A 12,904-nucleotide genomic window follows, 5' to 3' on the forward strand; every position below is an offset into this window, starting at 1 on the left:
GGTGTGTGGCGGCAATACTCGAGGAGACTCATGGCATTCTGGGATCAGTTGAAGGCTAAGGCTCAGGAGATGAACGGCCAGCTCAAGACAAAGACCAGCCAGTTCCAGAACAAGGAATTCAAGAACGCGAGCATGGCAATGTGCGCGTTGATCGCCGCCGCAGACGGTTCGATCGATCCGTCGGAGCGTCAGAAGACCGCCGCGCTGATCATGAGCAACGAGTCGCTCGCGGTCTTCCCGCCGGACGAGCTTCGTGAGCAGTTCGACTGGTACTGCAGCAAGCTGTCCTCGGATTACGAGTTCGGCAAGGTCGAGGCAACCGCAACCATTGCCAAGCTTAAGTCGAAGCAGGATCAGGCCCGCGCGGTCATCCAGATCGGCATCATCATCGGCGGCGCGGACGGCAACTTCGACGAGCACGAGCGCGGCGTCGTACGCGACATGTGTTTTGCAGTCGGAATCTCTCCGGCCGAGTTCGATCTCTGATCGATTCAGAGCATGAAAGCGGGTGCGGCGCGAAAGCGCTGCACCCGCTTTTCTTTTCAGTACTCGGGATAGCCGTCCTCGGGTCCCAGCATCCGCTCGATCCTCGTCCGCGTGATCTTGGCGAGCTCGTCGACGCAGACCTTGCGCTCGACGGACCGTTCGTTGGACATGCGCTGGCCGATGTTCTCGAGCAGGTCGTCGGCGTCGTGGCCGTGCGAACACCACAGATACCGGAAGCCGAAGTTCCGCTCGTACTCCTCGCCGGCGCGATAGATGGTTGCCATGACGGCGTCGTCCGGAACCCAGATCGAGCATTGCTCGAGGTGGGACGGCACGCTGTTCTTGCGCACGCCTACGGGTGGATGGCATTGCAGGGCGCGTTCGACGTCCTCGTCCGAGAGGTTGAGAATCGCGTCCTCGGCGCGCGAGAGGATCTCCGCGTGGTCGGCGAACGGACGTCCGTCGCTGACCCACCCGGCCCACGTCAGCGAGCAGCAGCACTCGAACAATGCGTGAACTGCCTTCTGCCGCGGTAGTTCGTTGAAGCGCTCCAACCCGATCGATTGATGTAGCAGCATGTGACCTCCCGGCCCGTTGTGCCTTCAGGCGCGCTCGACATGCCGCGCGGTAACCAGATGCGCGACCACTTCGATAATCCGCCGCTTCACCTGGGAAAGGAAGGTTTGCTCACCGAGTTTTCAGGTTCTTAACGCGGCGTAACGAGCTGACCCACACAACGCAGGAGCCCCACCGGCGACAACCGGCGAGGCTCCAGACCGGGAATCTCTAGAAGGAAAAACCCGATCATGACTGTCGCCGGCGGGCCTATATCCAGCCAAGGCGCTCGCTCTCGCGATCGCCATTGCCCTCGGCATCACCGCCTGGCGCATTCGTACATTCCTTCGGCCATCACCGGGACCGGTTCTACGAGCCGCACTCGAGGATGCGTGGAAGACGAGATTGCGGCCACCCACTGCTCCAGGAAACAAACGACGATCATCCACATTTCGCCACCATCGCTGCGGACGAGCGGCAATCGCGCAGATTGTTGCCGACTGCCGCATAGACGCCGTGCTCGACGACCCACGATTCGAGCAGCCCCTACTAGGCGTAGTAGTGCCTGTAGCGTCCATGCCATGGGCTCCCGAAATTCCCGGCGATGGGGATATGCGCTGACGGCATTGGCGGTCATCGCGTCCGGTATCTCGGTCTTCGGCCCACAGAGCTTTCCGGGGCGAGAGCCGACATTCACCGGGGCCACAGCCTGGAACATCGATCCCGACGGCACCATCACTGAGATTACGGATTCGGACCTCGTTGCCGAAACCACGTTCGAGGACCCGCCGCCGCTCCGGGCAAGCGCAGTCGTCCGTGAGTTCCACGCCGAGGAAGGCTGGGGTGTACTCGACGCAGCCGAAATTCCCGGCGGTTGTTGGGTGTTCTACTCCGAGATTGTGGCGACTGGGTACCGCGTCCTGACTCCAGGCCAGCTAGTGGACCTTGAATATGAGGACCTTGTTGCGCAGTACGGTTCCGACGCGCACCAGGATGGCTACCGTTATCGTGCTACGTCCGTCCATCCGTGAGCCGCGCTGGTCTGGTAACGCGGATTTGGACCGCTTTAGGTGTGCGAAGTGGAATACCGGGAGTGCACCGACGGCGGACTCAGACATCCAGCATTCAAAGGTTTGCGCTCGACAAGTCCGCTGACGGAATCAACCCGCCGGGTCGTCACTTATTCAGTGCAACAGCACAATTGAGGAAGGTTCGTTGTGGACAATTGGTGGTTGTACTGGAGCCCGTTTCCTCAGCCTGTCCGTGAGTGGCTGTGGATGATCGTGCAACAGATTTGGCCTAGCTGAGAATGGGTTACGGCCATCATTCACGCCCTGCCCTCGTACAGATCAGCTGCGATATCGATGGTCAACCCGGAACCGTGCGGGCCACCGCCGAGGTAGTAGATCCCGGAAATCCGCTTGGGGTAGGAGTTGGCATCGACGATCGCCTCGGACCAGGCGTCTAGATAGGAGAGCAGTTCGTCGAGGTCGTCGCCGAGCGCATCGAGTCGACAACCTGCGGTATCGCTTCCATACGTGGTGAATTTGGGTTGGTGAAGCACATGCCGCTTCAGCACAAGGCCGCGAGGTCGGTAGTGAGAAGGGTAAAAATTACCGGGTGCGCGACAACTGAACTCCGCTGCGCCAGACAACGAACCCAGTGAGCGCTCCGACCGCAGCGCTGGCCAGTGGCCCGACGATGAGATACAGCGTCGGGCTCTCATCACTGCCAGGGCAGAGGGAGATCGTAGGTAAGTTGGTCGGATCCGTGATCTGCGATGTCAGAGGTGCGTACGAAGAGCAATGGGTCGGTTGTCCGAGCCACCAAAGCACGAAGCCAACGCAGATAAGACCACCAATCAAGAAGGTTGCAGCCCCCGCTGCGATCAACGTACGCATCTCAGCATCCTTCCATGGTCCTCCAACGTAAAGAATGATTGTGGAACAGATTTGGTCTGGCTGAGTCTGCAGCCGGTCGGCGGCGGAATACGATCTTGTAACACCCGGCGGCGAGAGGATCACAAGATGTCGGAACGTATCAATTTCGCCTACGTACGGTCCACTCCGCAGTGGGATGCGCACGTACTGCGCAGTGGTCAGGTCTTGCGGCTGGCTGGCGAACAAATTCCGGACCCGGTACTGAGGGAGAAGCTCGATGCCCTGAACCGTCCTGAACGATCTCGTACCGAACAACTGATTCGTAGCCGAGATCTCCCCGACTGGCGGCGACTCCCGCAAGCCGATTTCAACCTTCGCGCTTCATACGACATATCCCTACCGTTCCCCGCCGACCCCGGCTTCGATCTCCGGTTGACCAACCTGCAGCTATTTCGTACTGGGCTCGCATTCCATGTCGTAGCGCACGAACCCACGCCCGAGGAGATGCCCTACCTCGCCCAGCCGAGCAACGAACAGATGAATTTCGGATCCCGGATCAAACCCGTTGAACCGCACAGAATTCGACTCATTGTCGACACCATCACCGGGCCGATTCTCGCGAACTCGACCCACCCCGGCGACTACCCCGACGACCCGAATGAGCCGTGGTTGTACAGTGGCCGTTCATGGCGTGGTATCGCCGAGAACCTGTTCGGCATCACCACCGGCGGCGAATACTTTCTCAGCCCGCCCCCTCAGGGCCCCTTGTGGATCACCGTGTCATATCCCGAGTTCGGCCTGGCTCCGACAACGATCGAATTCGAGTTACCGCAATTGCTGTGAAGGAACACTGCACGTTTCGAATACTGCACATCCGCCAGTCAACCCGCCGGGTCGTCACTGATTCAGTGCAACAGCACAATTGAGGAAGGTTCGTTGTGGACAATTGGTGGTTGTACTGGAGCCCGTTTCCGCAGCCTGTCCGTGAGTGGCTGTGGATGATCGTGCAACAGATTTGGTCTGGCTGAGACCGTAGACCGGCGAGACTGGTCAGGAAGTCGGCGGTATCTGGCTGACCAGTGATTCGTACAATCGCTCTATTGCTCTTAGGACTTCGGCCGGTTCGATGTATTGGTTCTTCTCACGCAGCGCGTATTCCAGTTCTTCGCCATCGCGAACGCTTTCAGGCACCAGCACGTGCCATTTGTACCCCCGGGGTTGCAACCGGACTCCGGCCTCCGCGAGGTAGGAGTTGACGTCGTCGTTGACCATCCGCAGGTCTTCTTCGGTGTATGGCTCGAACCAGACTTCCTCGGGTTCCCTGCTCGGGTCACCGCGAGTAACCCGTACGGGCGGGTGCGCGGATGCCGGATGCGGTGTCCTGTAGCACCTGCTTGGCCCCGCAACCCACGCGGTCAGCGCTCCGTGTCCATTCGAAATGACGCTGACGTAGCGACCCACAGGCAGGGCACTGGGCACCTGACCGTCGACCTCGGACAATGGATACTCGCTCCAGTACTGCGCCATGTCGTCCATTATCGTGCGCGAGCTGTGATTTCGGCATTAAGGGAGCAGACGCAGCAAGGTGCAACGGATGCAATTGTTCTCTGCCAGAGTTGAATTCCCTAAGGAAATGCCGTTCACGTTGCATGGTAGTTTTCGTCGATGGATTCCGTCTCCTTGGTCCGCGTAACCGAAGCACTGAACGCTGCATGGGGACCCGATACGTGCGCTCCAGAAGACATCGGGGATTGGTCGGAGGAGAATCCCGCGCGCGGGCAATGTGCGACTACTGCGGTGGTGGTGCACGACTATTTCGGTGGTGACCTGGTTCGCGGCGAGGTGCACGTTCGAGGTGAACGAGTGGACTTTCACTGGCGGAACCGGTTACCAGACGGGTCGGAGATTGATCTCACGCGTGAACAATTTTCGGTGCAGGAGAGCGTGATCGGTGGTGTCTATGTTCCGCGTCCGACGGGTTGGACGCGGCTCGATTATGAATACTCACTCCTCTCAGGCCGAGTCGCCGAACACTTGAAGCGCTCACCCACAACATTTTTGGCGTCACAGGGTTGAACCTCACTGCACCAGATCGTCCGCGCGATGTCCTTGTGGATCGGCGATGGCGGTGCGCTTGGTCATGCCTCTTCGTGCGCATTCGAGCCCGAAGACACCCATCAATCGTCCACCGTGCCACATCAATGCCCTCACTACGCATTTCCAGCCACACCTTGTGTGCACCGTAGACCGAATAATTCTCGGTATGCACACGGCTGACCTCGGCTTGAAGTTCTTCGTCGCGCACAGTCCGCTGGCCCCTCGACTGCAGGAGCGGCACCCGAAGATAGTCGAACCGGCATACCGACACCTCCGGATCGCGCAGAATGGTAGTCGGCGTACACGCGGATGAACCCGGGGAGCGGTGCAATGATCCGACGACGGCTCGGCCAAGCATTGATGGTGATCGCACTCGCCTCCGCGGCCGTCTCGACCGCGCCCGTCCACGCGCAGGAACCGGCGCCAATCACGGCGCCAATCACGGCGCCGGGCACAGTGACCGCGGCAACTTCCCTGCCGCACTCCTTCTGGATTCCCGGCGCCGCCAACGCATCAAAGCTCACGTACTGGTCCACAGGACCGCTGAACCAGCCCGCGTTGAGTACGGGCGCGCTCTTCCTGCCCCCCGGCGATCCACCCGACGGTGGCTGGCCGGTCATCTCGTGGGCTCACGGCACTGTAGGTATTTCCGACCAGTGCGCTCCCACCGTGACCGGGACCGTCGGCAGTCCGTACCTCACGAACTGGCTCTCGCAGGGCTACGCGATCGTCGCGACCGACTACGTGGCGCTCGGCACGCCGGGAATCCACGCGTACCTGGACGGACCGTCGGCGGCGCACAGCGTGATCGACATGGTGCGTGCCGCGCGTGGGGTCGAACCGTCGCTCTCACCGCGGTGGTTGGCACTCGGACAGTCTCAGGGCGGGCAGGCCGCTATGGTCACGGCAGCGATCGCCACACGGTACGCACCCGAATTGGACTATCGGGGCGCGGTCGCGACCGGGGCGCCGTCCAATCTGGAGAACCTTGCACCACTCGTGGGGCCGGACTTTCCCCGCTTGCCACTGACCGGCAGCACCGTGTTCGTCTCGTACCTCTTGGCCGGACTCCGGGCGGCGCGACCCGATCTCGACATCGATCGCTACCTGACACCACGCGGCACGGATGCCCTGGCCCGAGCCGAAACCGACTGCTACCAGGACATGGCATCGGGCCTCGGCGACGTCACGATCGGCGATCTGGTGAACCGGCCCCTCGACGATCCCGCGGTGCTGGCTGCTGCTCGCGGCATGCTGGAGATCCCGACGATCGGGTACGACCGGCCAGTGTTCCTCGGGCAGGGGCTGACGGACGAGATGGTGCCGGCACCGCTGGCTTTGAAACTCGCGGCCGAACTCGCCGCCAACCGCCAGCCAGTCACATTCCGCACATATCCGACCGGTCATATCGAGACGATGCGGGCAGCGCTCCCCGAAAGCCTCTCCTTCGTCCGGAATCTCTTCCAGCCGTAGGTGAATCATGCGTTTCGTGAGAGCTTGTCCGACCCACTTTTGATCTTCTCAGCACCGTCAGGAGTGCGCGGTTGACCGAGGATCTGCCGAAGCCGAGCGTTGCAGCTATGGCGTCGAGGCTCTTGCCCCCGCCGCAGGTTGGACCGTCACCGAACATCGGGAGCGAGGCGCGTCAATAACCATAGACCTCAACATCGCATGTCCTGGGTGGACCGCGGATCTAGACACGTACAGCGTCCAGGCGATCGACTTCGACGTTACGGATCGCTTGGGGCCACAGTGCGATGCGACCAGGCGAACCGACTTTGACCGTTCTGCTGAAATATTCTTCCTGGCAACAAAATTCGACTGAACCTGGTCAGGAGATGACCTCGATCGCTAGTCCTCGTCCTCGTACTCCGGTTCGGGCTCATCCGCCCATGCCTGATATCCCGGACTCTTCAGATGCAGGTGGATCGCACTGGCACCCAGGTTCAGTGTGATGACCGCTTTCGGCAGATCCCACCGGATAGTTGCCTCAGGTTCGGCGCTCGTGGCTGTCCCCAGGAGTGCAGTTAGTGCCACATCGAGGTTCGTGAATCCTTCGACCAGCAACGGACGCACCACGGTCATGGGCGTAGCATCATCTGCCACGTCCGTGACTAAGATCGAGATCGAATCCATTCTATGTTGCCGCCCGAACATGTTCGCCGTCGGCCGGCCGACATGAAAGTTCGTCCGAATCGAGCCGCCAGCATGCCTGAGTTCGACGAGCTCCCATCCAGCCTGTGCGCAGAATGGTTCCAGGTCGTCGACGGCCCAGGTCCAGTCGAATTCTGCGGCGAGGCGGGCGATCCGGGTGGCGCCCTCGATGTCGACGTGCATGCGTGGATGCTATCTGCGAGTGTCAACATGACCTGCACCTGGAACGGACGCTCCTAGGAATTACACGCTGTCAGAGAACTCGGCCGCCGCGGAGGTAAACCTGCGCTGAACGCCGAGGTCAGAGATCCCGCGCCGAGTGTCGCAGCGGCGAGAACGCCAGTGTGCCTGCCGCGATTGCGAACACGATGGTGACGCCGATCAGGGTGGGGCGTTCGCCGATCGCGCCGACCAACAGGCCTGCTGTCACGGCACCGAGGGCGGCCATGGTGCGGTTGACGGAACGCCGGGCGGCATTCACGCGCCCGAGAAGCTCATCCGGAGTGAGCGCTTGCCAATAGCCCATCTCGTTCGCGTTCTCCGTGCCTGCTGCCAAGCCCTGCAGGCCAAGAGCTGCGAAGAGAAGGAGATGGCCAACAAGTGTGTCGGTCGCGAAGGTAACGAGAAGCCAGGTGAGGGGATACAGCGAGCGGGCGAGGATGACCGTTCGTCCTGGTCCGATTCGCGTGCCGATCGCATGTGCACTGGACGCTCCGAGGAGGCTTGCGACACCGAACGTCGTCAGAAGCAGGCCGTATGTGTAGGCGCTGAACCCGAGTGAGCGGAGGGCGAAGAGAGACAGCACAGTCAACGCGGCTCCGTTGGCGAGGAACCACACGTGTGTCGATATTGCGAGCGGGTTGAGAGTGCGGTGGCGGTAGGTGAATCTCAGACCCTCACGCATTTCGTTCATCAGGTTGCGGGAGCGAGAAGCGGGTCGCGGCTCGTCTACGTCGAGACCGGAATTGAGTGCGGCATCAGCGAGATAGCTGATTGCGTCGACGGCAATCACCACTGGAGCGCCGAGCAGGCCAATGAGTCCGCCTCCGACCGTTGGCCCCAATGTCGTTGCTGCTGCGTCGGCTTGGTCGAGTCGAGCGTTTGCTTTCACCAGTTGGCTGCGTGGAACCAGCCGGGGTAACAAGGACTGCATCGCAGCGAAGCCGAACACCGAGAAGGAGCCGAACAACAGCAACACGATGACCAGAACCCAGATGTGCAGAAGGCCGGCGAGCCACAGAAGCGGAACAGTGCCGAGTGCTACCGCTCGACCGACGCTGGCCCACACTAGGATTGGCTTGCGCCGCCACCGATCGACGTAGACCCCCGCGACCAACCCGAGCACCGCATACGGGATCAACTGAGCCGCGTTCACCACACCCACTTCGAACGGCGTCGCGTCCAAAAGCTGCACTACCAAAATGGGCATCGCCACAGCTGTCACCGACGAGCCGGCCGAACTGATCACCGCGGCCGTGAGAAAGCGGCGAAATGATGAACGATTGACGGCCGGAGAAACCTCACTCATCGCTTCTACTCACGATGCCGCCACATGTCCGACTCCGCAGGTCCGTCCCATGAAGGGAACTGTAGTCGAGCACGCCCGATATGGTGCTGAGCCCGGGACGGTTGTTTGGCATTGCGAAGTTGACAGAAGTACTCGACATGGCGACAGGGGGGGGGCGACTCTACCGATTCGAGGGAAAGCCCCACCATGCTCGAAACAGGCTCTCCCACACGCATTTTCGTGATATCCCGCACTGAGAACGCGACGGGTACGAGAATGAGTGCTTCACCCATTACGTCCAAGGCATGTTCCACCGCTGGATGTCAGGGCGCCACAGGATCTTCGGCCCTTTTCCTCGCACGCCAAGCCGTTGCCAGCGGCACCGTCGAATGCGCATTGGCTGTCGGCTTCGAGCAGATGAAACCCGGCGCACTCAAGCGGGTCTGGGACGACCGCCCAGCGCCGATGTTCCGTTTCGACGATCTGATGACCGAGATCCTAGGCGTCCACGACGCGCCGCGCACAGCCCAGATGTTCTATCGGAACCATGTCGACAATGCGGTGGCAAGACCGTCCTCGGTGCCTGGTGGGCAGATCTGGTCGGCTGCGGCAAGCACAGAAGCAGGTGCGTGACCCATGGCCACGCCGTGAGCGGCCCAGTCCAGCATTTCCAGGTCGTTGATGCCGTCACCGACGGCTAGGGTCCGTGTTGCGGCGACGCCCAGCTCGATGCGCAGCCTTTCCAGCATCGCAGCCTTGCTTACGCCGGCTGCGGTCAAGTCGGCCAGTGGTTCGTCTTCGTAGCACAGGCTTCGAATGCCGGGGAGGTCGAGAGTAGACAAGATTTCGGTCAGCTCCTGCCCACTGCGTCCAGGCCAGTGGATCGCTAGTCGGGTGGTCGGCGTGGTCGCAAGTTCGTCGATATCGACCAGCTCGACCTCGCCGTGGTGCATATCCGCGTCGTCGACAGGGCCGGTTGCTCTGACCCCGATGCCCGGGTTCTCGGCTACGAAGATCGCGCCGGGTAGTTGTTCGCGTAGTGCCGCGATGGGAGTGCGTAAATCGAAGACCGCTTGCTCCGCGATTTTCCCGGTTGCGGCATCGATCAGCACGGCCCCGTTGGAACAGATCGCGAACCCCGTCATGATGTCGAGCTCGAGTAGGAACGGTCGTGTGGCGGGGGCGAGTCTGCCGGTGCGCAGCACGACATGGGCTCCGGATCGAACAGCTGCCCGCACAGCCGATCTCACTGCGATGCTGATCGTTTCGTGCGCGAGCGGATTCGTGTCCTCCGCGACGTGCAGGGTGCCGTCAATGTCGAGGGCAATCATCATCGGGTGGCCGGATTCGAAAACCAAGGGTCATCCTTCGATAGTGTCAACTCGACAAAATTCATCGGTAGACCGTGTGTGGGTCGGCTCGGGTGCAACATACTCGAATCGGTATTCGTCGCCCAAACAGAGACGGTGGGCGCACACAAATCGTGCTGAATAGCGACACCTGAATTTCGCCGGCGAGTCCAGAGCCGTATCGCGTGGCTGCTCGGCTTATGGTGCGCGGGTGATGGCATTCGGGGGATGGGCGCGGTGGTGTCGGTGGGTGTTGTTTGGTGTGGGGTTGGTGTTGGTGGTGGGGGCGTTCGGTGCTTTCGCGTTCTTGGGGGTGGGGCGGTGTTCGTATGAGCTGTGTGCAGCCGATTCGGCTGTGGCGTTGGAGAGTGCGTCGAGGGTGTGGCTGCCGGTTGTCGTCTCTTCGTGTACTTATGCGCCGTCCTTCGACCAGAGGGTGGTGATGGTGGTGTTCGATGGTGTGGCGTCGGTGTTCGCGGTCGTCGGGTGGGTGTTGATGGGTGCGGCGCTATATTCGAGGCGGCGACAACCGCCGACTGAGCACAAGTGGTCGATGCCAGTTGATCGGGGTAGCGGCATGTTCTCCTCGCGTGTGGCCCGGTGGGTGCTTCGTGGCGTTTTGGGCGTTGTATCTGTGCTCGCGCTGATTACCTGCGCCTTGGTGGTGTTCACTGATCGGCATGTGCCGTCGTGGCTCCCGTGGACGGAATTTGTCGTGGTTGTGGGGTTGATGGGGGTGCTGGCGATTGGGGAGCGGCGGGATTCACCTTCACTATGAGCGGGTATCCGACCTGCGCGTGCCTGAGTGCTCGTTTTGTGGCGTTGAACTGGGGTGATGACGCGTCCCCGGTTTGTGGTGGGTGTCGGTGAGCTGCGCACTCGGCTAACAGCGGCGGCGTTTAGTCGGTGAGAACCAGGAAGGAAACTTTTGCTTGGCCGGTCCGCGCGAAGGTGGCTTCGTTGATCAGCTCGCTCAGTGCTTGTGCGCCATAGTTCGCCATCCGTTGGGTGGCCAGCGGTGTTCGTCCGCGTGCTGTCACGACTTTTCCGGCGAAATCAATTGTGTCGGTGATGGTCAGGGTTGATTCTTAGTCGGATGTGTTGCCGCCGTAGGTGTTGACGATTCTGTCCGCGACGAGGCTGACCGTCTCTTCGGAGAACGGAAGCTGGCGACGATTGTGGGAGTGATGTCTGCGAGATCGCCGCGCGGAACGGATCCGTGTGGTTCGGAACTGAAGGCAATGGCTAGTGATCGAGTGAAGGCGATCGTTTTCGTCCACCACAGCGAGCCCACTACGACAACCATCACGGTGAACACGAGCAGTATGCGATGGCGATTGGCGTAGCTCCTCATTGGTTAGTTGTACCGCGCGCAGCCCGGTGCCACCGCTAAACGTCCAAATACTGCAGTCGCGTTTATCTGGCCTGTTCGCGAGTTCGGTAGTGGCACAGTCGGGCTCGGTTCTGGTGACGTCGACGCCATTGGGATCGTGTGAGGACGTGGTCGGGGTTTATGCGTTTCCTGCGGGCAGGTTTGCGCCAGATCTCGCTGTGTTGCTCCTTGGCGGCCCTGGTTCGCGTGAGATTCGGGACTACCGGTCATCGCGACCCGCTGGTGGCGTTGTGGTTGTCGTAGCGGCAGATATGTTCTACGGCGAGAGAGACTATTGGGAGGACAAGCATGACTGCCGAGGGCTGGGAGAAGCTGCAGGCCGCGATTCCGGATCTGGTGGACGTCGACTTCGACGATGACGCCGAACCGATCCAGATATCGCAATTCGTCCGCTTGCGTGACAGTGGTACCGGCCGTGACATCACGGTCTACGAGAACGGCGGTGCAGTCGAGGCCACGCTCACGATCCCGTCGGATCCGGATGCCGCGCAGCAGTTGCTGAGCGTGCTACAAACCCAGCCGGTTTGGTTTCAGACCTCCAACGAGCAACGCTTGGAAACCAGCCGGTGGAGCCCGACCCATTCCGAACCCAGCGAACTTCGGGAGATATCGGCTTCGGTCGTCGCCATCATGCGCGACGGGCTCGGGATGGAATTCCAGCGCATCCGCTACACCGCCGGTGACGAAACCGGATACGACACCGGGCCGTGGGCCCTGCGCAACCTGTTGACTGCCGAACAACCGACGAAGCGTGGCGCACCCGACCGATGCACCGACTGGACGGATTTCGCCGAGCGACTGGAATGGGTGGTGCGCATTATGCCCGGCTACGACATCGTGACCCTCGATGCCCCTGCGGTGAAAGACCTCGGCTCGATCCAATTCCAGCAGGACAACGGGAGATTGGAGGCGAGCATGATCACGGCGGACACCGTTCCCGGTTCCGGTGGCCTGGACCTTCGGCTGCGGGCACTCGGCTGGCGGGTAACAGAAGGACCGGGAGCCCCCCACGTGGAATGGCTGTACGGCCCGTTCAGTTCATCCGCCGGTTTCGTCGACCGACGCCTCGACCGAATCCCACAGCTCACGGTCGACACCTTCCGCACTGTGCACGGCGTCAACAGCCCACAAGACCTCGCCGTCAGCGGCCATGAGGAGACCGTTGTCAACGGCCACCAGGCCCATATCAGCAGAGAACTCGGCATACCCTGCCTTCCGTATACTCTGACTCCCCCGTGAGAGGCCTGACGCAGCGACGGCGTAGGTATCCGACCCACAGTGGGGCACCGTCTCTCGGCGGTGCGCACCTGGCTCAAGTGCCTCGCGAACTCGGAGACGTGCTCTAGCCGTGACCCGCGCCTAGGTCGATGCTCGAGCGCATCATTGCGCACGAAGCAACGGAACGCTTCGATTGCGATCAAGGCTGATAGCGCTTAGTGCAGTTAAGAGCCTTCGAGTCGAAATGGGACGGAGTCAGAGCCAT

14 protein-coding genes and 2 pseudogenes are annotated in these 12,904 nt (G+C 61.2%); 8 read left to right on the forward strand and 8 right to left on the reverse strand.

Annotated elements, in window-relative coordinates; translation table 11 throughout:
- Positions 1-30 precede the first annotated feature (30 nt).
- Entirely contained in the window at positions 31-486 is a 456-nt protein-coding gene (locus AOT96_RS13740) for a tellurite resistance TerB family protein (protein ID WP_003941110.1), read from the forward strand.
- A gap of 56 nt (positions 487-542) precedes the next feature.
- Here AOT96_RS13740 and AOT96_RS13745 read toward each other — a convergent pair whose 3' ends face one another.
- Positions 543-1,064, reverse strand: a complete 522-nt coding sequence (locus tag AOT96_RS13745; RefSeq protein WP_007727034.1) for a 2-oxo-4-hydroxy-4-carboxy-5-ureidoimidazoline decarboxylase — start codon at positions 1,062-1,064, stop codon at positions 543-545.
- A gap of 558 nt (positions 1,065-1,622) precedes the next feature.
- Between AOT96_RS13745 and AOT96_RS34670 the strand changes: the two genes are divergently transcribed.
- A complete protein-coding gene (locus AOT96_RS34670) occupies positions 1,623-2,072 on the forward strand; it encodes a hypothetical protein (RefSeq protein WP_080961075.1) in 450 nt (149 codons plus the stop codon).
- Between the two features lie 296 nt (positions 2,073-2,368).
- Here the strand turns inward: AOT96_RS34670 and AOT96_RS13755 are convergent, their stop codons facing one another.
- Entirely contained in the window at positions 2,369-2,605 is a 237-nt protein-coding gene (locus AOT96_RS13755; protein WP_054826767.1) for a hypothetical protein, read from the reverse strand.
- 463 nt (positions 2,606-3,068) lie between these two features.
- Here AOT96_RS13755 and AOT96_RS13760 point away from each other — a divergent pair, with 463 nt between their 5' ends.
- The gene (locus AOT96_RS13760; RefSeq protein ID WP_065351882.1) at positions 3,069-3,764 is read left to right on the forward strand and encodes a hypothetical protein; all 696 of its coding nucleotides are present in this window, start codon (positions 3,069-3,071) and stop codon (positions 3,762-3,764) included.
- 207 nt (positions 3,765-3,971) lie between these two features.
- Here AOT96_RS13760 and AOT96_RS13765 read toward each other — a convergent pair whose 3' ends face one another.
- Complete coding sequence (locus AOT96_RS13765) at positions 3,972-4,448, reverse strand: DUF5956 family protein (RefSeq protein WP_134932037.1); 477 nt, start codon at positions 4,446-4,448, stop codon at positions 3,972-3,974.
- A 138-nt stretch (positions 4,449-4,586) separates the two neighbouring features.
- On the opposite strand from AOT96_RS13765, the gene AOT96_RS36560 reads away from it, so the two are divergent.
- The gene (locus AOT96_RS36560; protein ID WP_037129323.1) at positions 4,587-4,997 is read left to right on the forward strand and encodes a YunG family protein; all 411 of its coding nucleotides are present in this window, start codon (positions 4,587-4,589) and stop codon (positions 4,995-4,997) included.
- 3 nt (positions 4,998-5,000) lie between these two features.
- Here the strand turns inward: AOT96_RS36560 and AOT96_RS36330 are convergent, their stop codons facing one another.
- Positions 5,001-5,132, reverse strand: coding sequence for a hypothetical protein (locus tag AOT96_RS36330; RefSeq protein ID WP_003941191.1), 132 nt, complete (start codon positions 5,130-5,132; stop codon positions 5,001-5,003).
- A 216-nt stretch (positions 5,133-5,348) separates the two neighbouring features.
- Between AOT96_RS36330 and AOT96_RS13775 the strand changes: the two genes are divergently transcribed.
- Together AOT96_RS13775 and AOT96_RS36565 are read left to right on the forward strand one after the other, a co-directional pair.
- Positions 5,349-6,491, forward strand: coding sequence for a lipase family protein (locus tag AOT96_RS13775; RefSeq protein WP_065352845.1), 1,143 nt, complete (start codon positions 5,349-5,351; stop codon positions 6,489-6,491).
- Positions 6,492-6,663: 172 nt separating this feature from the next.
- Positions 6,664-6,843, forward strand: a pseudogene (locus AOT96_RS36565) (hypothetical protein); the annotation flags it as partial.
- A 26-nt stretch (positions 6,844-6,869) separates the two neighbouring features.
- On the opposite strand, the gene AOT96_RS13780 reads toward AOT96_RS36565, so the two are convergent.
- Complete coding sequence (locus AOT96_RS13780) at positions 6,870-7,355, reverse strand: DUF6301 family protein (protein ID WP_058227964.1); 486 nt, start codon at positions 7,353-7,355, stop codon at positions 6,870-6,872.
- Between the two features lie 118 nt (positions 7,356-7,473).
- Positions 7,474-8,700, reverse strand: a complete 1,227-nt coding sequence (locus AOT96_RS13785) for an MFS transporter (protein ID WP_065351883.1) — start codon at positions 8,698-8,700, stop codon at positions 7,474-7,476.
- 309 nt (positions 8,701-9,009) lie between these two features.
- On the opposite strand from AOT96_RS13785, the pseudogene AOT96_RS36035 reads away from it, so the two are divergent.
- Positions 9,010-9,216, forward strand: a pseudogene (locus tag AOT96_RS36035) (lipid-transfer protein); the annotation flags it as partial.
- Here the strand turns inward: AOT96_RS36035 and AOT96_RS13790 are convergent.
- Entirely contained in the window at positions 9,216-10,037 is an 822-nt protein-coding gene (locus AOT96_RS13790) for an HAD-IIB family hydrolase (protein ID WP_156778947.1), read from the reverse strand. The pseudogene AOT96_RS36035 and the gene AOT96_RS13790 sit on opposite strands and share 1 nt — an antisense overlap.
- An 890-nt stretch (positions 10,038-10,927) precedes the next feature.
- Complete coding sequence (locus tag AOT96_RS35300) at positions 10,928-11,068, reverse strand: hypothetical protein (RefSeq protein WP_156778948.1); 141 nt, start codon at positions 11,066-11,068, stop codon at positions 10,928-10,930.
- Between the two features lie 641 nt (positions 11,069-11,709).
- Between AOT96_RS35300 and AOT96_RS13805 the strand changes: the two genes are divergently transcribed.
- Complete coding sequence (locus tag AOT96_RS13805; protein ID WP_003941115.1) at positions 11,710-12,660, forward strand: TY-Chap domain-containing protein; 951 nt, start codon at positions 11,710-11,712, stop codon at positions 12,658-12,660.
- The last annotated feature ends 244 nt before the right edge of the window (positions 12,661-12,904 follow it).

This window comes from Rhodococcus sp. 008 (assembly GCF_001682295.1).
GTDB classification, from domain to species: domain Bacteria; phylum Actinomycetota; class Actinomycetes; order Mycobacteriales; family Mycobacteriaceae; genus Rhodococcus_F; species Rhodococcus_F qingshengii.

Bases quoted from the DNA above. Each gene is read 5' to 3' on its own strand.
- AOT96_RS36560 (WP_037129323.1), top strand. From the start codon at position 4,587: ATGGATTCCGTCTCCTTGGTCCGCGTAACCGAAGCACTGAACGCTGCA.
- AOT96_RS13765 (WP_134932037.1), bottom strand. From the start codon at position 4,448: ATGGCGCAGTACTGGAGCGAGTATCCATTGTCCGAGGTCGACGGTCAG.
- AOT96_RS13760 (WP_065351882.1), top strand. From the start codon at position 3,069: ATGTCGGAACGTATCAATTTCGCCTACGTACGGTCCACTCCGCAGTGG.
- AOT96_RS13785 (WP_065351883.1), bottom strand. From the start codon at position 8,700: ATGAGTGAGGTTTCTCCGGCCGTCAATCGTTCATCATTTCGCCGCTTT.
- AOT96_RS13740 (WP_003941110.1), top strand. From the start codon at position 31: ATGGCATTCTGGGATCAGTTGAAGGCTAAGGCTCAGGAGATGAACGGC.
- AOT96_RS13775 (WP_065352845.1), top strand. From the start codon at position 5,349: ATGATCCGACGACGGCTCGGCCAAGCATTGATGGTGATCGCACTCGCC.
- AOT96_RS13780 (WP_058227964.1), bottom strand. From the start codon at position 7,355: ATGCACGTCGACATCGAGGGCGCCACCCGGATCGCCCGCCTCGCCGCA.
- AOT96_RS13805 (WP_003941115.1), top strand. From the start codon at position 11,710: ATGACTGCCGAGGGCTGGGAGAAGCTGCAGGCCGCGATTCCGGATCTG.
- AOT96_RS34670 (WP_080961075.1), top strand. From the start codon at position 1,623: ATGGGCTCCCGAAATTCCCGGCGATGGGGATATGCGCTGACGGCATTG.
- AOT96_RS13745 (WP_007727034.1), bottom strand. From the start codon at position 1,064: ATGCTGCTACATCAATCGATCGGGTTGGAGCGCTTCAACGAACTACCG.